Origin of the sequence: Pantoea sp. SOD02 (assembly GCF_024707505.1) — a bacterium.
In the GTDB taxonomy this organism is placed as follows: domain Bacteria; phylum Pseudomonadota; class Gammaproteobacteria; order Enterobacterales; family Enterobacteriaceae; genus Pantoea; species Pantoea symbiotica.
Genome location: NZ_CP102604.1, coordinates 1,044,878 through 1,061,959 on the forward strand (window position 1 = coordinate 1,044,878; position 17,082 = coordinate 1,061,959).

15 protein-coding genes are annotated in these 17,082 nt (G+C 57.9%); 10 read left to right on the forward strand and 5 right to left on the reverse strand.

Annotation, left to right across the window (positions count from 1 at the left end):
- The first annotated feature begins 149 nt into the window (after positions 1 to 149).
- The 4 genes from NR302_RS04755 (at position 150) to ppnP (ending at position 3,726) form a co-directional block, all read left to right on the forward strand.
- A complete protein-coding gene (locus NR302_RS04755) occupies positions 150 to 1,709 on the forward strand; it encodes an OPT/YSL family transporter (protein ID WP_258144689.1) in 1,560 nt (519 codons plus the stop codon).
- Positions 1,710 to 1,724: 15 nt separating this feature from the next.
- Positions 1,725 to 2,657, forward strand: a complete 933-nt coding sequence (locus NR302_RS04760) for a DUF1177 domain-containing protein (protein WP_061717490.1) — start codon at positions 1,725 to 1,727, stop codon at positions 2,655 to 2,657.
- A gap of 2 nt (positions 2,658 to 2,659) precedes the next feature.
- Positions 2,660 to 3,337 (forward strand): AroM family protein, encoded by a 678-nt coding sequence (locus NR302_RS04765; RefSeq protein WP_258145158.1) that lies wholly within the window; start codon positions 2,660 to 2,662, stop codon positions 3,335 to 3,337.
- Positions 3,338 to 3,441: 104 nt separating this feature from the next.
- The gene (ppnP, locus tag NR302_RS04770; RefSeq protein ID WP_008106067.1) at positions 3,442 to 3,726 is read left to right on the forward strand and encodes a pyrimidine/purine nucleoside phosphorylase; all 285 of its coding nucleotides are present in this window, start codon (positions 3,442 to 3,444) and stop codon (positions 3,724 to 3,726) included.
- A gap of 153 nt (positions 3,727 to 3,879) precedes the next feature.
- Here ppnP and rdgC read toward each other — a convergent pair whose 3' ends face one another.
- The gene (rdgC, locus tag NR302_RS04775; protein WP_008106069.1) at positions 3,880 to 4,791 is read right to left on the reverse strand and encodes a recombination-associated protein RdgC; all 912 of its coding nucleotides are present in this window, start codon (positions 4,789 to 4,791) and stop codon (positions 3,880 to 3,882) included.
- A 145-nt stretch (positions 4,792 to 4,936) separates the two neighbouring features.
- Between rdgC and mak the strand changes: the two genes are divergently transcribed.
- Positions 4,937 to 5,848: a fructokinase gene (mak, locus tag NR302_RS04780; RefSeq protein WP_008106071.1), complete on the forward strand. Its 912-nt coding sequence runs from the start codon at positions 4,937 to 4,939 to the stop codon at positions 5,846 to 5,848.
- Between the two features lie 54 nt (positions 5,849 to 5,902).
- Here mak and eat read toward each other — a convergent pair whose 3' ends face one another.
- A complete protein-coding gene (eat, locus tag NR302_RS04785; protein ID WP_061717487.1) occupies positions 5,903 to 7,267 on the reverse strand; it encodes an ethanolamine permease in 1,365 nt (454 codons plus the stop codon).
- Positions 7,268 to 7,526: 259 nt separating this feature from the next.
- Between eat and NR302_RS04790 the strand changes: the two genes are divergently transcribed.
- On the forward strand, positions 7,527 to 8,531 hold the full coding sequence (locus NR302_RS04790) for a phosphotransferase enzyme family protein (RefSeq protein WP_258144690.1): 1,005 nt from the start codon (positions 7,527 to 7,529) through the stop codon (positions 8,529 to 8,531).
- A 151-nt stretch (positions 8,532 to 8,682) separates the two neighbouring features.
- Positions 8,683 to 9,774 carry an AraC family transcriptional regulator gene (locus NR302_RS04795; RefSeq protein WP_258144691.1) on the forward strand — a complete coding sequence of 364 codons (1,092 nt, stop codon included), beginning with the start codon at positions 8,683 to 8,685 and terminating at the stop codon, positions 9,772 to 9,774.
- On the opposite strand, the gene NR302_RS04800 is transcribed toward NR302_RS04795, so the two are convergent.
- Positions 9,704 to 10,123: a cell envelope integrity protein TolA gene (locus NR302_RS04800; RefSeq protein ID WP_258144692.1), complete on the reverse strand. Its 420-nt coding sequence runs from the start codon at positions 10,121 to 10,123 to the stop codon at positions 9,704 to 9,706. The genes NR302_RS04795 and NR302_RS04800 overlap by 71 nt on opposite strands.
- 154 nt (positions 10,124 to 10,277) lie before the next feature.
- Between NR302_RS04800 and NR302_RS04805 the strand changes: the two genes are divergently transcribed.
- Genes NR302_RS04805 through NR302_RS04815 form a run of 3 tightly spaced genes read left to right on the forward strand, consistent with a single transcriptional unit; the run spans position 10,278 to position 11,976 of the window.
- A complete protein-coding gene (locus NR302_RS04805) occupies positions 10,278 to 10,955 on the forward strand; it encodes a CsgG/HfaB family protein (protein ID WP_101762459.1) in 678 nt (225 codons plus the stop codon).
- 11 nt (positions 10,956 to 10,966) lie between these two features.
- The gene (locus tag NR302_RS04810) at positions 10,967 to 11,326 is read left to right on the forward strand and encodes a DUF4810 domain-containing protein (RefSeq protein ID WP_154153651.1); all 360 of its coding nucleotides are present in this window, start codon (positions 10,967 to 10,969) and stop codon (positions 11,324 to 11,326) included.
- Positions 11,323 to 11,976: a DUF799 domain-containing protein gene (locus tag NR302_RS04815; RefSeq protein ID WP_374990636.1), complete on the forward strand. Its 654-nt coding sequence runs from the start codon at positions 11,323 to 11,325 to the stop codon at positions 11,974 to 11,976. The genes NR302_RS04810 and NR302_RS04815 overlap by 4 nt, the downstream gene beginning before the upstream one ends.
- Before the next feature lie 101 nt (positions 11,977 to 12,077).
- Here NR302_RS04815 and NR302_RS04820 read toward each other — a convergent pair whose 3' ends face one another.
- Both NR302_RS04820 and sbcD read right to left on the reverse strand, forming a co-directional pair.
- Complete coding sequence (locus NR302_RS04820) at positions 12,078 to 15,761, reverse strand: AAA family ATPase (RefSeq protein ID WP_258144693.1); 3,684 nt, start codon at positions 15,759 to 15,761, stop codon at positions 12,078 to 12,080.
- Positions 15,758 to 16,963 carry an exonuclease subunit SbcD gene (sbcD, locus tag NR302_RS04825; RefSeq protein WP_258144694.1) on the reverse strand — a complete coding sequence of 402 codons (1,206 nt, stop codon included), beginning with the start codon at positions 16,961 to 16,963 and terminating at the stop codon, positions 15,758 to 15,760. The genes NR302_RS04820 and sbcD overlap by 4 nt, the downstream gene beginning before the upstream one ends.
- Positions 16,964 to 17,082 lie beyond the last annotated feature (119 nt).

The following is a 17,082-nucleotide window of genomic DNA, read 5'->3' on the forward strand; positions in this document are numbered from 1 at the left end:
GTTTATTCGCGCCACACCAGGGAAATAGCAGGTCTTCGGACCTGCTTATTTCAATAATCAGGGAACGATTAATATAAAAACGTTGATGTCCCGCGTGTCGGGCGCTGCGAATTAACGCGTTTTCTACAGGGTGAAAATACGGGGATCTTATGCGTCAAAATAATCCAATAAAAAGTGTTGGCGTTGCCTTAATGCTGGTTCTGCTGTCCGTTGCAGGCGCCATCATTGGGGTTCAGCTTATTACCACCATTGGGGTGACACCCAATACCTCTATTATCGGCGCGCTGTTTGCCATGCTGCTGGCGCGTATTCCACTGCAATGGTTTCGTCGCTATCGCTCCATTGAAGTCCAAAACCTCGCGCAAACCGCCATCTCTTCTGCCACCTTCGGTGCCGCCAACAGCCTGCTGATGCCAATCGCGGTGCCGTGGGCGCTGGGCGAGCCGCAGCTGGTGCTGCCGCTGTTTGTCGGCGTCAGCGCGGCGATGCTGCTCGATGCTTATTTACTCTATCGCCTGTTTGATACGCGCGTCTTCCCGGCCAGCAATGCATGGCCGCCGGGCGTGGCGGCAGCCGAAGCGATCAAAGCCGGTGATAAAGGTGGTCGTCAGGCATGGTTGCTGGTGGTGGGCATTGTCGGCGGCATCGTCGGTTCGATGCTGAAGATCCCCATGTCAGCATTTGGTACCGCGTTTATCGGCAATATCTGGGCGCTGAGCATGCTCGGTATTGGCTTCCTGTTACGTGCTTACGCGCAACCGGTTGCTGGCATTGATATCAACGCGCTCTATATTCCGCACGGCGTGATGGTTGGTGCAGGTTTGGTGGCGTTGATTCAGGTGGTGCAGGTGATTCGCAGCCGCCGCAATGATCAGGTCAACGTCAGCCGCAGCGACAACGAAGTGAAACGTTCGCTGGGTTTCGGCACCGTCGGCTACATCGTCATCTCCACGCTGCTGGCGCTGGCGGGCGGTTTGTGGAGCCAAATGGGCCTGCCGATGCTGGTGCTGTTTATCCTCTACGCCGCCTTTGCTGCCTTCGTGCATGAATTGATTGTCGGTATTGCCGCCATGCACTCGGGCTGGTTCCCGGCCTTCGCGGTGGCGCTGATTACCCTGATTCTCGGCATTCTGCTTGGCTTCCCGCCGCTGGCGTTGTGCCTGCTGTGCGGCTTTACTGCCGCCACCGGTCCGGCGTTTGCTGATATGGGTTATGACCTGAAAGCCGGCTTTATCCTGCGCGGCAACGGTGCCGATGTGCAGCAAGAGCTGTGGGGTCGCCGCATCCAGCTGATCGCCGCGATGATCGCCTTTGTGATCTGTATTCCCGTGGTGTGGTATGCGCACACGATTTTCTTTGCCGAGAATCTGCTGCCGCCGGTGGCGCGCGTCTATGCCAAAACCATTCAGGCCGGAGCCGAGCCGGGTATTGCTGGAAATCTGCTGATGTGGGCGATTCCGGGCGCCATCATTCAGCTGATCGGCGGACCGAAGCGTCAGCTTGGTGTGTTGCTGGCGACCGGTTTATTGATCAACAACGCCGCTGCGGGTTGGGCGGTGATGGTGGGCATCACGCTGCGCATCATCATCCTGCGCGTGTGGGGCGAGCGTGGACGTTCACCGATGGAGGTGATGGCCGCTGGATTTATCGCGGGCGACGCGCTCTACAGCTTCTTCCATTCACTCTTTGCCAGTGGCACCAAGAAATAATCCAGGGAATTCATTATGAGTTTACAGCAGACACTGCAGGTCTTTGAGTTACTCGATAGCGCTTACATTGATGGCCAACAGGTAGTTGATTTGTTCGCGGCCTATCCGGGCGTCACCGCCAGCACGAAACGCGTCACCGGGCCAAAAGGGCGGACCGATTTCGTTCGTATAGACATTCCCGGTGCGCAGGGAAAAAGCAACGGCGGCAACGCACCAACGCTTGGCATCATTGGGCGTCTTGGCGGTATCGGTGCGCGTCCAACGCGTATTGGGATGGTGTCAGACGCCGATGGCGCAGTCGCGGCGGTGAGCAGTGCCTTGAAACTGGCGCAGATGCAAACCAAAGGCGACGTGCTGGCCGGTGATGTGATCATCACGACCCACATCTGCCCGGATGCGCCAACCCGTCCGCACGAACCGGTCGATTTCATGGATTCGCCGTGCGACGACATCACCATGAATGACAACGAAGTGATTGCGGGTGTCGATGCGATTTTGTCGATCGATACCACTAAAGGTAACCGCATCCTCAATCACAAAGGTTACGCGCTGTCGCCGACGGTGAAAGAGGGTTACATCCTGCGCGTCTCAGAAGATCTGCTGCGCATCATGGAGATGACCAGCGGCAAACCGGCGGTCACCTTCCCGATCACCACGCAGGACATCACGCCATACGGCAACGGGGTTTATCACCTCAACAGTATTTTGCAGCCTTCCACCGCGACGGATGTGCCGGTGGTGGGCGTGGCGATCTGCGCTGAATCGGTGGTGCCAGGCTGCGGCACCGGCGCGAGCCACGAAGTGGATATCGCTTTAGCGGTGAAGTTTGCGGTGGAAGTGGCGAAAGAGTTCGGGCGTGAAACCTGTCACTTTTACGACGCGCAAGAGTACGCTCTGCTGCTCTCTTTGTATGGTAGTCTCAGCCATCTGCGCACCCGGAAAGCCTGATGATGAATATCTCCCTGGTCACACTGACGATTGGTCAATCACCGCGCAGCGACATTCTGCCGCTGCTGCTGGAACATCTGCCTGCCGATCAGGTGGCGCATGCCGGTTTACTCGACGGTTTGACGCTGACCGAAGTCGAGCAGCAGTATGCGCCCACGCCGGGCGAAACGGTGCTGGTGTCGCGTATGCTCAGCGGCGAGCAGGTGCGCCTGTCGGGACCAAAAGTGGAGCAGGGACTGCAACGTAAGATCAACGCGCTGGAAGAGCAGGGCTACGACACCATTCTGCTGCTGTGCACCGGCGAATTTGGCGCGCTGAAAACCCAATCCGCCTTGCTGCTGGAGCCGGATCGCATCATCCCGCCGCTGGTTAAGGCGATTGTGCAACAACACAAAGTCGGCATTGTGGTGCCGGTGGCAGAGCAGATTGCCGAGCAGGCCAACAAGTGGCGCAATCTGGATACGCCGCCGTGCTTTGCCGTCGCCAGTCCCTATCTGGCGGAGCAGGCCGATTTGGTGGAAGCGGGATTGTCGCTGCAGGAGCAGGGCGCGGATGTGGTGGTGCTGGATTGCATCGGCTATCACCAGAAGCACCGTGATTTCCTGCAGAAAATGCTGGGCATTCCGGTACTGCTGTCGAACGTGCTGGTCGCCAAGCTGGCGGCAGAATTGATCGTCTAATGCGGAGAGATCACAAGTTGCGATCTGTGGCGCTAATTCGCGTGACAGATCAGCGAGTTCCTTAGTAATCTGCCAGTCACGATAATGTGCTGTGAGGAAGTAATATGCTCAATACAAGTGAGTATTTCGACGGAAAAGTGAAATCCATTGGTTTCGACAGCGTGACCATTGGCCGTGCCAGCGTTGGCGTGATGGCCGAAGGTGAATACACCTTCGGCACCAACCAACCGGAAGAGATGACGGTGGTGAGCGGCGCGCTGAAAGTGCTGCTGCCGGGTGAAACCGAGTGGAAATGGTATGAAGCCGGCGCTGTGTTCAGCGTGCCAGGCCAGAGCGAATTCCATCTGCAGGTGGCCGAGCCTTCTTCCTATCTCTGCCGCTATCTCTAAACTTAAGATTTAGAACATCTTAAACCTGCGACTTCTGTTGGAAGAGCAGGTTTTTTTATTGCTGAGCAATAGGTGCGCATGAATGCGCACCCTACGAAAATCCGCGCAGGTCTGTCGTAGGGTCGCCATTCATGGCGACCTGGTTCGAGGGAATTAACGCTTCGCTTCGCCGCCTAGCGCTTCAACCAGGTTGCTGATCAGCGCGGCCAGTTCGCTGGTCATCAGAATGAAATCGGCATCGAAACGCTGGGCGAAATCATCGCGGTCGATGTCATCATTCTGCTCACGCAGCGTGTCGCTGAACTTCAAACGCTTCACTGAAGCATCATCGGCGATAACGAACTGAATACGTTCCTGCCAGTCGAGCGCCAGTTTGGTGACCACTTTACCGGCTTCAATGTGCGTGGCGATCTCGTCGGAAATCAGATCCTGCTTCTTACAGCGAATCACACCGCCATCTTCCAGCATCGCTTTCAGTTCGGCTTCATCCATTAAGGCGAAACCGGCTGGCAGTTCACCTGAGCGCACCCATTCGGTCAGCGTCAGCTCGATCGGATTCTCCAGCGTTAACGGAACCACCGGCAGCGAACCGAGGCTTTTACGCAGCAGCGCCAGCGTATCTTCGGCTTTCTTGGCGCTGGCGCAATCGACGATGATCAGGTTGTTAACGGTGTCGATCCACATATAAGTCTGGCTGAAACGGCTAAACGCGCGTGGCAGCAAGCTGTGCAGCACTTCATCTTTCAGCGAATCTTTTTCAGTCTTCTTCAGCTTGCGGCTCTGTTCCGCTTCCAGCTTGTCGATTTTGGCTTCCAGCGCCTGCTTCACCACCGGCGACGGCAGAATTTTTTGCTCGGTGCGCGCGCAAATCACCATCTGACCGTTGATTTCATGCGTCAGCGCTTCGCTGCGGTTGCCCATCGGTGAAACCCAGCCGGTTTTCGCCATATCCTGGCTACCGCACGGCGAGAAGGTGAAGGCGTCGAGCTGCTTTTCCAGATCGTCTGCGGACAGCGGAATGTCACGATTCAGACGATAAACCATCATATTTTTAAACCACAACATCGGGATTCCTTACCGTGGGTGCGATCGGGCGCACAAGTCTCAAAGTCAGCGCGCATGATAGCGAAACATCGGATTGGTTTCATTGCCTTTCCCGATTCAGCCTTCTACTGTATTTGTCACCAGAACGAATAATGAGGAATAAATCGTGCGTATCGGGATTGATTTAGGCGGTACCAAAATTGAAGTGATTGCACTGTCGGATCAGGGTCAGGAGCTGTTTCGTCATCGCGTTAACACGCCGCGTGACGACTACGCTGCCACGGTTCAGGCGATTGTCGATTTAGTGCTGCTGGCGGAGGAGAAAACCGGCCAGCAGGGCACGGTCGGCATCGGCATTCCCGGCACGATTTCGCCCTACACGCAGCGGGTGAAAAACGCCAACTCCACCTGGCTGAACGGTCAGCCGCTGGATAAGGATTTAGCGCAGGCGCTGAATCGTGACGTGCGCATCGCCAACGACGCGAATTGTCTGGCGGTTTCCGAAGCGGTGGATGGCGCGGGCGCGGGTCAGCCGCTGGTGTTCGCGGTGATCATTGGCACCGGATCGGGCGCGGGCGTGGCGATTGGCGGTGAGTCGCGCATTGGTGGTAACGGCAATGCCGGTGAGTGGGGCCACAATCCGCTGCCGTGGATGGACGAAGATGAACTGCGCCATCGCGCGGAAGTGCCCTGTTATTGCGGTTTGCAGGGCTGCATTGAGACCTTTGTATCGGGCACCGGTTTCGCTATCGATTATCAGCGTCTAAGTGGTAAAGCGCTGAAAGGTGCGGAGATCATCAAGCTGATTGAGCAGCAGGATCCGGTGGCGGAACTGGCGATGAATCGCTACGAAATGCGTCTGGCGAAATCGCTGGCGCAGGTGGTGAATCTGCTTGATCCCGATGTGATTGTGCTGGGCGGCGGCATGAGTAATAACGATCGCCTGTATCAAACCGTGCCGGCACTGATGAAGCAGTGGGTGTTTGGCCGCGAATGTGAAACACCGGTGCTGAAGGCGGTGCACGGAGATTCGAGCGGTGTGCGTGGGGCAGCGTGGTTGTGGCCGGTTAAAGCGTGAGTTGATGTAAAAAGGTCGCCATAAATGGCGACCCTACAAAACCCCCTGCTAACATTACTCACCCACTAACATCGAATCCTGCGGCGCGTTATCGCGCTGAGCTTTGGTTGCCAGGAAGTAGACATATCCCACCGCCATAATCGCCACAAACAGGCCGCCAATCACCGGGTTAAACCACAGCATCGCTACGAGACACACCAGCGACAGCACCAGCGCAATGCCGGGCACAATCGGATAGCCCGGCGCACGGAAGCTGCGTTCCATCTCCGGCGCAGTGCGGCGCAGTTTAAACAGGCTCAGCATACTCATCAGATACATCACAATCGCGCCAAACACCGCCATGGTGATCATCGCGGCGGTCAGCGTCATGCCTTGCAGATTGATAAAGCCATCGCTGTAGATGGCGGCGATACCAATCAAACCCCCGGCGATAATCGCGCGGTGCGGCGTCTGGAAGCGCGACAGCTTGGCCAAACTCTGTGGCAGATAACCGGCGCGGGCGAGGGCGAAGAACTGGCGCGAATAGCCGAGAATAATGCCGTGGAAGCTGGCAATCAGCCCAAACAGACCAATCCACACCAGCATGTGCATCCAGTTGGAGTTTTCACCAACGATCATCTTCATCGCCTGCGGCAGCGGATCGTTGATGTCCGACAGCTTGCGCCAGTCGCCAGCGCCACCGGCCAGCAGCATCACGCCAATCGCCAGCACCACCAGCGTCAGAATGCCGGTGATATAGGCCTTGGGAATGGTGCGCTTCGGATCTTTGGCCTCTTCGGCCGCCATCGCCGCGCCTTCAATTGCCAGGAAGAACCAGATAGCGAACGGAATCGCGGCGAAGATGCCAGACATCGCCGGCATGCCGAAGTGATCGCTGCCCGCCCAGCCGTTAGCGGCAAAGTTGGCAATGCTGAAGCCCGGCGAAACCACGCCCATAAACACCAGCAGCTCCAGAACCGCCAGCACCGTGACCACCAATTCGAACATCGCCGCCAGCTTGACGCCGAGAATGTTCAGCGTCATGAAGACGATATAGGCGCCGACCGCAGCAGTTTTCGGATTGAGATCGGGATATTGCACGTTGAGGTAAGCGCCAATCGCCATGGCAATCGCCGGCGGTGCGAATACGAACTCAATCAGCGTGGCGAGGCCAGCGATCAAGCCGCCGGTTTCACCGAACGCGCGGCGGCTATAGGCAAACGGGCCGCCCGCATGCGGAATCGCGGTGGTCAGTTCGGTGAAGCTGAAAATAAAACAGGTATACATGGTGGCGATCATCGCGGTGGTGATCAGGAATCCCAGCGTGCCCGCCACGCCCCAGCCGTAACTCCAGCCAAAATATTCACCAGAAATCACCAGTCCAACCGCAATGCCCCACAAATGCAGGGTGCCCAGCGTGGGTTTGAGCTTATTCGTCATCGTCTTTTCCCCGTCGTCATTGTTGGTGCGGCAGCTTCACCGCGCTTTTTTATCTTTGCGCTACAGTGAAGTGATAATGCCGCTGGCTGGCGCGGGAAAACTTGACGCGGGCGCAGTGAGTTTTGTCCTCCACGGTCAACTCTGAGGCAAGAAAAGTGCCAGATGCACGCTGCGGTCAACTTTGGGTTGTCTGCGGTCAAGCAGTCAGGACGACGTCATCCCATGCTGATACCACTTGCTTGATGCTGGAGATTGATGAATGAGTGCCGAACAATCCGATACCTTAACCGATGCTGAAATCACCCTGCTGGCGCATCAGGCGCTGGCCAGTTATCCCGCGGCACTGCGCGGCGAACTGAAGCTGCTGTGCCGCTCGGAAAATGCCACCTTCCTGTTGCAGGCGGCGGGCAAACGCTATGCGCTGCGTCTGCATCGTCCTAACTATCACAGCAAAGCGGACATTCAGAGCGAGCTGCTGTGGCTGGATGCGTTACGTGATATCGGCATCATGGTGCCGCAGGCGATCCCGGCCAGCGATGGCGCAACTGTGCTGACGCTGCAGATGGCAAATGGCGCAGAGCGCTACGCCGTATTGTTCCATTGGATCGACGGTGACATGCCTACCACCGATGTCGATCCCAAAGCGTTTCAGCAGCTCGGTCACATCACCGCGCGCCTGCATCAGCACAGCCGCAAATGGCAGAAACCGGCCGGTTTCCAGCGCATCATTTGGGATCATCACACCATGGTCAGCGATCATAGCCATTGGGGACGCTGGCAGGATGCGCCGAACCTCAATCCGGCCGATCACGGCATCGTCGCCGAAGCGGTGGCGCGCGTCGGGCAAGAGCTGCAAGGCTTTGGCAAAGGGGCGGATCGTTATGGTTTGATCCACGCCGATCTGCGTCTGACCAATCTACTGCTGCATAAAGGCGAAACGCGGGTGATCGATTTTGATGACTGCGGACTCGGCTGGTATCTGCACGATCTGGCGGCGGCGATCAGTTTCGTTGAGCATCATCCGCGCGCCGCCGAATGGGTGGATAACTGGATCCTCGGTTACGAAAAAGTGGCGCATATCAGCGATGAAGAGATGGCGCTGGTGCCGACGCTGCTGATCCAGCGCCGTATTCAGATGACGGCGTGGATGGGATCGCACGCGGAAACGGAAATGGCGCTGAGTCTCGGGCCGCGCTGGGCCGATCACTCGGTGCGCCTCTGCCGACGTTATCTGGAAACTAATCAGCTGCCGGTCGGCGTTTGATGCACCAGCAGTGAGCAGCTTTGCGCTGTCGCGGCGCAATTGAGGTCGCCATTAATGGCGACCCTACGACAAAATCCACGAATGACTCGCCTGGTACGAAAATTGCTGGAATCCTCCACCTGTTTCACTCGCGCCACACGCAGAGGTTCCGATGCAATCACTCATCACACCCACTGAAGCCTTCAGCGCCTTGTCCGTCAGCGCCAGCAACCGCGGCGTGTTGGCGGCGGCCGCCACCGGACTGAGCGGATTTATCACTGACAAAGGCGGCGATGTCGATCGCATCTTTGGCATCAGCGGCATTAACTCCGAACTGCTGGCGAGCCCCACGCTGAGCCTGGGTTTAGTGAACTACTGTCGCGTGATGGAAGAAGCGGCACGTCATTCCGGTTTTGATAACTTCGGTTTGCATTACGGCAAGCAGTTCAAACCGCAGTCATTAGGCTTGATTGGGTATATCGGCCTCTGTTCACCGACGCTGGAGCAGGCGCTGCATAACGTGGTGAATGCGTTTCCGTGGCATCAGCACGACACGCTGACGCGGCTGGTGGACAAAGGCGAGTGCTGGCGGCTCGATTATCAGGTACGCCACGGCGCGATCCTGTTACGACGTCAGGATGCGGAACTAACGCTCGGCATGTTCCTTAACTTGATCCGCCACGTCGCCGGCAAAAACTGGGCGCCGCGCGAAGTGCATTTCGAACATCCGCGCCCGGAGCAGTGGCACGAGCACTGCAAAGTGTTTGATGCGCCGGTGTGGTTTGATCAACCCTTCAACTCATTGCTGATCCCGAAACGCGATCTGCTGCGCAGCATGCCAGAACAGGATCCGATGCTGCTGATGGTGATGCAGGATGCCATTCGCCGCCTGAACAGCTCTGCCAGCCTGCAGAGCGTGGTGGAACAGGCGCGATCGCAGGTGAATTTGTCGCTGATGCAGGGCGAACCGGTGCTGGAAGAGATTGCCGAAAAAATGGGCTTGTCGAGCTGGTCGCTGCAACGGCGGCTACGCGAAGAGGGCATCAGTTTCACCGCGCTGGTGGACAAGGTGCGCTGCGAGATGGCAACGCATTATCTGCAACAGAAGCAGCTGCCGATATCAGAAATGGCGCTGCTGCTCGGTTACTCCGAAGTCAGCGCCTTCTCCCGCGCCTTCCGCCGCTGGTTTGGCATCAGCCCGCGCCAGTGGCGCCAGGATGGCTTGGCGTCGCCGGAGCAAAACCGAACCACGCTGGCTGGCTAGCATCCGGCGGCGGCGGTAAATCTTTGCTTTGACCAATCAACTGCCACGCGCGCAGACACAGCGTTTCGTCACCTTGTGTCTGCGTCACCGCGTAGCGCCCGCTGTTTTGCCACTCGAGCCGCACCAGACATTGCTGACCGACATAACGCCGCGCATCGCGGAAATGCTGATTAAGCTGATGCTGCATCTCATCAGCCCATTTGCAGGATGCGCTGCCCGGCGCACTCTGCGGCTGGCACAGATTGATGATGCTATCCTGTTGCTTTGGCTGAGAATGCTGACAAGCGCTGAGCGCCACCACAATCATTAACCCGCCCAATAATCCCGCCATTCGATTAATTAAATTCATTAATGTGCCTGTGTTTTCACTAAAGATCCTTTCCCTCACTGCCGACAGTCTACAGACCGACTCAACCAATGCTATGGCATTACTCTGACTGTCGGCAGAACCAGAATTTGCCGCAGCCTCGCGGCTTTATCCCCTTTTGATTCATGGATTAGAAATGCAGAAAAAATATGCCCTTGCGGCACTCTCCTTGTTAAGCGCCACGCTGCTCAGCGGCTGCGCGACCGAATCGTCACGCGCGATTGAAGCACCACAGGTGCGTGCGGCCAGCCAGCCCGCGTATCAGGGCGTGCGCAGCCCGATTGCGGTTGGCCAGTTTGATAACCGCTCCTCGTACATGAACGGCATCTTCTCTGATGGCGTTGATCGTCTTGGCAATCAGTCGAAAACCATTTTGGTCACGCACCTGCAGCAGACCAATCGCTTCAACGTGCTGGATCGCAGCAACCTGAAAGAGTTGCAGCAGGAAGCGGGCTTTAAGAAGAGCGAGCAGAACATCAAAGGTGCGACTTACATCATCACCGGCGATATCACCGAATTCGGTCGCAAAGAAGTGGGCGATCAGCAGCTGTGGGGCATTTTGGGGCGCGGTAAAAATCAGATCGCCTATGCCAAAGTCAACCTGAATGTGGTGGATGTCACCACTTCAGAAGTGGTGTACAGCGCGCAGGGCGCGGGTGAATTCAAGCTGTCAGCGCGTGAGATCGTCGGCTTCGGCGGTACCGCCAGCTATGACTCAACCCTCAACGGCAAAGTGATGGATCTGGCGATTCGTGAAGCGGTTGATCATTTAGTGGATGGCATTAACAGCGGCGCATGGCGCCCGGCGAAATAAGGATATTGAGCATGAAAATGTTGCAACTGAGTGCGGCGCTGATCGCTGCGGGCGTGCTGGCAGGCTGTGCGCCAAAAGGGCCGGAACCGATCTATTACTGGGGCGATTATCAGCAGCAGATCTACAGCTACTACAAAAAAGATAGCGACCCGCAGAAGCAGATCGAAGCACTGAATCTGGATATTGAAAAAGCCAAATCGGTCAACAAACCGGTCGCGCCGGGCCTGCACGCGCAGCTCGGTTTGCTGTACGCCAAAACCGGAGATACCGATAAAGCCTTCGGCCAGTTTGCTACCGAGAAGCAGCTGTTCCCGGAATCGGCGCCATACATGGACTTTCTGATGAAGAAAAAACAAGGAGTTGCTCAGTGAAAAAGCTGATTGTTTCTTTAGGCATGCTCGCCACGCTGCTGTTGACCGGCTGCGCGCACAAAAAACCGTACGACTATAGCGCCTTCCGCGCCAGCAAACCGGCCTCGATTCTGGTGCTGCCTGCGGATAACCGCGCGCCGGATGTGAATGCGGCGAACAGCTTCACCTCGCTGGTAACGCGTCCGCTGGCGGAAGCGGGCTATTACGTGTTCCCGGTGGCGGTGGTGGATGAAACCTTCCAGCAGAACGGATTGACCAATGGCCATGAAATTCAGGCTGTCAGCCCGCAGCGCCTGCATGACATCTTCCATGCCGACAGCGCGCTGTATATTTCCGTGACCGATTACGGCAGCAGCTATCAGGTGATCCAGAGTGTGACCAAGGTGTCGGCGACGGCGCGTCTGGTGGATCTGCGCAGCGGTAAAGAGATTTGGCAAGGCATTGCCACCGCCAGCGACGCGGAAGATGGCAACAACAATAACGGCGGCATTATTGGCATGTTGGTGTCAGCGGCAATCAAGCAGATTGCCAGCAATGTGACGGATAAGGCACACACCATCGCCGGGGTGACCAGCGCCCGTCTGTTGGCGCAGAACGAGCAGGGCGGTTTGCTGGTCGGCCCGCGTTATAAGTTGGCAAGTACGCGATAAGAGAACGCAGTGAATCGTAGCGGCGCGATTTATCGCGCTCTTTTCGGATGGGCACCGCTGTAATAAGCGCGATAAATCGCGCCGCTACGAATTTTGCGTTTTTAAGCTAGATCTCCCGGCAACTCCAGCTTGCTGTAACCCAAACCGTTCATCTTGCGGACGCGGATCTGCACCGGAATGCGCTCTTTCATCGCTTCGACATGGCTTATCACGCCGATGGTTTTGCCGCTGGCGTTCAGGGCATCGAGCGCATCCAGCGCGGTGTCCAGCGTCTCGGCATCCAGTGTGCCGAAGCCTTCGTCGAGGAACAGCGATTCGATGCGCGTTTTATGACTCACCAAATCCGACAGCGCTAACGCCAGCGCCAGGCTGACGAGGAAACTCTCGCCGCCCGACAGCGTGCGGGTATCGCGCGTGGCGTCGGCCTGCCAGGTATCCACCACTTCCAGCTCCAGCTCTTCACTGACGCGGCGCTGCAGCAGATAGCGACCGTGCAAGCGATCGAGCTGGCGGTTCGCCAGCCACACCAGATGATCGAGCGTCAGGCCTTGAGCGAAGCGGCGGAATTTATCGCCTTTAGCCGAACCTACCAGATCGTTCAGGCGGCCCAGCTGCGCCAGCTCTACTTCATCGGTAGCAATTTGCGTCAGCAACGATTGTTGCTGTGAACGCAGTTGCGCATCGCTGTGCAACTGCTGCTGCGCTTCACCCTGTTGACGGGCATTGTCACGTAAAGTCACGCGCAGCTGTTCCAGCTGTTGCTGGATAGTGGCGGAGACTTCATCGCTGAGATCGGCCGGGCGCTGCTGCTGATGCGCCGTGCAGCGCTGAGTGAGCTGTTCGCTGAGAGTAATCTGCTGCTGGCGCTGCTGATCGAGCGTTTGCAATTGTTGGCGCAGTTCATGCACCTCGCGCTCATCCAGCAGGGCGGCACGCAGCGCCGTTTCATCGGCAAAATCACTCTGCTGCAGCGCGGCGAGGAAGGCGCTTTCGGCTGCGGCAGCGCGTTCACGCAAGGTTTGTTGCTGCGCCGCGATCTGCTCACATTGGCCATTCAGGCTGTGCAGCGAGCTTTGCGCCTGCTGCCACTGCTGTAGCTGTTGCGCCAGCGCTTGTTCACACTGTTGCAGCGCGGCGTGCTGCTGCTGTCGGGCTTCCGCCACCCGACGATCGCCAAACAGCTGCTGACGCTGTTGTTGCTGCTGCTGGCGCTGCTGTTGCAGCGCGCTGAGCGTCTGCTGCAGTTCATCGAGCCGCTGCTGTTCACGCGCCAGATTCTGCTGCAGGCTGCTGCGCTCGCTTTCGGCTTTTGCCAGCTGCGGCTGCAACTCGCCGTGTAAGCGCTCATTTTCCTGCCATGCGCTCCAGCGCTGCTGTAGCGTGTGGAGCCAGCTTTCCCGCTCAGCCGCGTCTGGCAAACTGAGCTGATGCTGCGCCAGCTGTTGTTCCAGCTGCTGCGCCAGTTGCTGCATGGCGCTGCGTTCGCTGGCTTCGCGCTGGCTGATTTCATCCAGCGTCTGCTGCGTGCTGACGATCTGCTGCTGCGCCAGCTGCTGTTGATTTTGATGTTGTTGCCAGAGCTGTTGCTGCTGCAGATGTGCATCCTTCGCCTGCTGCAGCGCACGCGCGGCGTCTTCCCGTGTCTGCAGCTGCTGTTGCTGCGTTTGTTCCTGCGCATCCTGCTGCTGTTGCCACTGCGCAAAATCGTCTTGCTGCTCCAGTGTGCAGGTAAGTGCCAGCTCACCGCTCAGCGCTTGCCATTGGGTGTTGACCGTTGCCAGTTGCTGGTCGTAATCAGCGATTTCCTGCTGCAACGCCTGCTGCTGTTGCAGCGACAGCTTCTGCTGCTCGCCTTTGGCGGTGCCGGACTCTTTCAGCTGCGCCACGCGCGTTTCCAGCTCAGTTAAACGCTGCTGATTGGCACCGGGCTCAAGCTGCTGATATTGCGCGATAGCCGGATGCTGACACGAGCCGCACAGCGGGCAGGGCTGATCCGGCTGCAGTTTGGCACGTTCGTCGGCCAGCTGAGCGATGGTGCGCTCCAGCTCGCAGATTTTGCGCACATCAAGCAACGCCTGATGTTCCCGTTTGTACTCGTCGCGCAGCGCCTGTAACGCCAGTTCGGCTTCCTGATGCTGCTGCTGAAGCTGCATCAGTTTCTGCTGACGCTGCAAGCGCTGTGGCTGCAACGCGCGCCACTGCGCGGCGAGCAGGCTGAGCTGCTGGCGTGCGGCACGTTGCGTTTGATGTTGTGTCAGGTCTGCACGCAACTGCGCGCTGCCGATCTCGGCTTCAAGCGAAGTCAGTGCTTGCTCCGCTTGCAGACGCTGCTGCGCGGCCTGAGTTTCGGCTTGCTGCAACGGTTGCGCCGCCTGTTCACGCTGAGCCTGCGCCTGCTGATGCTGCTCCAGCTGGCTGCGCTGCTGTTGCTGCTGCGCGATGAGCTGCGTCAGCGTCTGTTCGCGCTCATCCAGTCGGGCGATCTCCGCCTGCCAGCGCGTTAGTTCCGCCCCCCAATGGGCGACGGCGGCTTCGCGGGCGCGATATTCCTGCTGCTGCGCCAGCTGCTGTTGTAAACGTTCACTTACCTGCTGTTGCTGGCTCAGCGCGGTTTGGCTGGTTTGCAGCGCCTGTTGCTGCTGCAGATGCAGCCGCTGCTGTTCATCCAGTTGCTGCGAGAGGGTGGTAATGCGTTGATCGAGCGGGATAACCTGCTCGGTCAGCAGCGTTTCGATCTGCTGCTGTTGCTGTATCGCCTGCTCGCGCGCCTGCTGCGCGGCCTGATAATGGCTTTCGCCCTGTTGCAGCGCGGTTTTGGCCTGCTGCTGTTGCGCCTGCAGCTGCTGCGATTGCTGTTCCAGCGTGCGGAGATCGCCCTGCAGCTGTTCGCGCTGCTGTAGCTTCTCGCGCAGTTTTTCTGCCGGTTCGGCCCGCGCCAGCCGCTGACGATCGCCATCCGCCTGCTGCCACGCCTGTTGCGCGGCAAGCAGCGTCTGTTCGGCCTGTTGCTGTTCCTGCGTCAGCTGTTGCTGCTGCACCAGCCATTGTTGCTGATGCTGCGCCAGCGTTAGCTGTTCGCTTAGTGATTTCTCCTGAACGGCGAGTTCTGCCAGCTGCTGCGTCAGCTCTGCACGGCGCGCTTCATCGAGCAGCGACATACCACCGGCGCGGGCGCGCAGCGTATCCAGCTCGCTGCGTGCGGTGCGCCAGCGTTCGTAAATCTGCACGGAGATTTGCCCGTAGATTTCGGTGCCGGTCAGCTCTTCCAGCAATTCGGCGCGTTCGCCGGGTTTGGCATTCAGGAAGGCGGCAAACTGGCCTTGCGACAACATCATTGAGCGGGTAAAACGGGCGAAATCGAGTCCCGACAGGGTTTCAATCGCTTTTAGCTTGTCGCCGACTTTATCGGCGATGATCTGATTATCAGCGACGCGCGCCAGCTCGACGCGCGGTGCCTGCAGCTTGCCGTCGGCCTGACCGCGCGCGCGGTTCTGGCTCCAGAAGGCGCGCCAGGCTTCGCCTTTGATCTCAAACTCCACTTCTGCCAGACACTCGGCGGTGTCGCGCGTGATCAGCTCATTCTGGGTTTGTGACAGCGTGCCGAGGCGCGGCGTTTGGTGATAGAGCGCCAGACAAATCGCATCGAGTAAGGTGGTTTTGCCCGCGCCGGTGGCGCCGGTAATGGCAAACAATCCGTTGCTGGCAAAGGGCTCACGGCGGAAATCGATAAACCATTCGCCGCGCAGCGCATTGAGGTTTTTAAAACGTAACGTCAATATTTTCATGCAGATGGATTCTCCAGCGCAGCAAGCTGGGTGCGGAATAGCTGCGTTAACTGCTCGGCCTGCTCGGCATCCAGCTGATCTTCCTGCGCCAGTCGGCGGGCAAACACTTCTTCCACTTTTAATTCGCTCAGGGTTTCGTTCTCCAGCCGCTCGAGACTGCGCTGCCGCTGTTCGCGGCTGCGGCGCACCAGCAGCACTTCTACCGGCAGATTTTCGGTCAGCGCTTCAATGCGACGTTGCAGATCGCTGAGGTATTCCTGCGTGGTGATCTCAATATCCAGCCAGGTTGGCAGCTCGCTGGTGCTTTCGCTGAACTGCGCCAGCTGATGTTCAATTTCCGCCATCGAGCCTTTCAGCATCTGCATCGGCTGGAAGTGCGGAATGGTCAATGGCGTCACTTCCTTGAGCTTGTCGCCAAATTCCAGCAGGAAGACGCTTTTCTCGCGGCCAAGCTCATCAAAACTGAGCGGAATTGGTGAGCCGCTGTAACGAATATGTTCGCTGTTGGCGATGCGCTGGGCGCGATGGATGTGACCGAGCGCGATGTAATCCGCTGGTGGAAACGCCTGCGCCGGGAAGGCATCCAGCGTGCCGATATAGATGTCGCGCACCGAATCGCTTTTGGTGACGCCAACGGTGGTGAGATGGCCGGTAGCGATAATGGGCAGCTCGCTGTTCATTGACTGTGCGGCGGCAAAGCAGTGCTGATAATGCTGCTCGATCGCCTCCAGCAGCGAGATCTGCTTCTCGCGGCCGGATTGGCCGGCCTGGCTGCGCAAAATATCGCGCGGACGCAGATAAGGAATGGCGCACAGCAGCGCACCCGGCGCGCCATCGCGCTGCTTCAGGGTTAACACCTGCTGCTCGCCCTGCGGTGTGGCGCTGGTGATCACCTGCGTATTTAGGCAGGCCAGCAGCTCGCGCGATTCATTCAGCGTCGCCACCGAATCGTGATTGCCCGCCAGCACCACCAATTGACAGCCGCTTGGCTGCAGCGCCACCACAAAACGGTTAAACATTTCACGCGCGTAGCTCGGCGGCGAACCGGTATCAAACAGGTCGCCCGCGATAATCAGCGCATCCACCTGATGCTGCACAATCTGATCCAGCAGCCAGTCGAGAAACGCCTGATGTTCCCGCGCGCGACTTTTGCTGTAAAAGAACTGACCGAGATGCCAGTCAGCGGTGTGAATGATGCGCATGTTTGCTCCGTGCTCTGTTTAGCGAAGGCGAATTATAACCACTTAAGATCACAAAGAAAAAAAGCAGATTTTTATTGTCACATTTCTGTTTTTTATCTATCTATCTTAGGGCGGCTTTT

What these genes read in the sequence shown, in the direction of transcription:
- NR302_RS04755 (WP_258144689.1), top strand. Translation starts at nt 150, where the DNA reads ATGCGTCAAAATAATCCAATAAAAAGTGTTGGCGTTGCCTTAATGCTG.
- NR302_RS04760 (WP_061717490.1), top strand. Translation starts at nt 1,725, where the DNA reads ATGAGTTTACAGCAGACACTGCAGGTCTTTGAGTTACTCGATAGCGCT.
- NR302_RS04765 (WP_258145158.1), top strand. Translation starts at nt 2,660, where the DNA reads ATGAATATCTCCCTGGTCACACTGACGATTGGTCAATCACCGCGCAGC.
- ppnP (WP_008106067.1), top strand. Translation starts at nt 3,442, where the DNA reads ATGCTCAATACAAGTGAGTATTTCGACGGAAAAGTGAAATCCATTGGT.
- rdgC (WP_008106069.1), bottom strand. Translation starts at nt 4,791, where the DNA reads ATGTTGTGGTTTAAAAATATGATGGTTTATCGTCTGAATCGTGACATT.
- eat (WP_061717487.1), bottom strand. Translation starts at nt 7,267, where the DNA reads ATGACGAATAAGCTCAAACCCACGCTGGGCACCCTGCATTTGTGGGGC.
- NR302_RS04790 (WP_258144690.1), top strand. Translation starts at nt 7,527, where the DNA reads ATGAGTGCCGAACAATCCGATACCTTAACCGATGCTGAAATCACCCTG.
- NR302_RS04795 (WP_258144691.1), top strand. Translation starts at nt 8,683, where the DNA reads ATGCAATCACTCATCACACCCACTGAAGCCTTCAGCGCCTTGTCCGTC.
- NR302_RS04800 (WP_258144692.1), bottom strand. Translation starts at nt 10,123, where the DNA reads ATGAATTTAATTAATCGAATGGCGGGATTATTGGGCGGGTTAATGATT.
- NR302_RS04805 (WP_101762459.1), top strand. Translation starts at nt 10,278, where the DNA reads ATGCAGAAAAAATATGCCCTTGCGGCACTCTCCTTGTTAAGCGCCACG.
- NR302_RS04810 (WP_154153651.1), top strand. Translation starts at nt 10,967, where the DNA reads ATGAAAATGTTGCAACTGAGTGCGGCGCTGATCGCTGCGGGCGTGCTG.
- NR302_RS04820 (WP_258144693.1), bottom strand. Translation starts at nt 15,761, where the DNA reads ATGAAAATATTGACGTTACGTTTTAAAAACCTCAATGCGCTGCGCGGC.
- sbcD (WP_258144694.1), bottom strand. Translation starts at nt 16,963, where the DNA reads ATGCGCATCATTCACACCGCTGACTGGCATCTCGGTCAGTTCTTTTAC.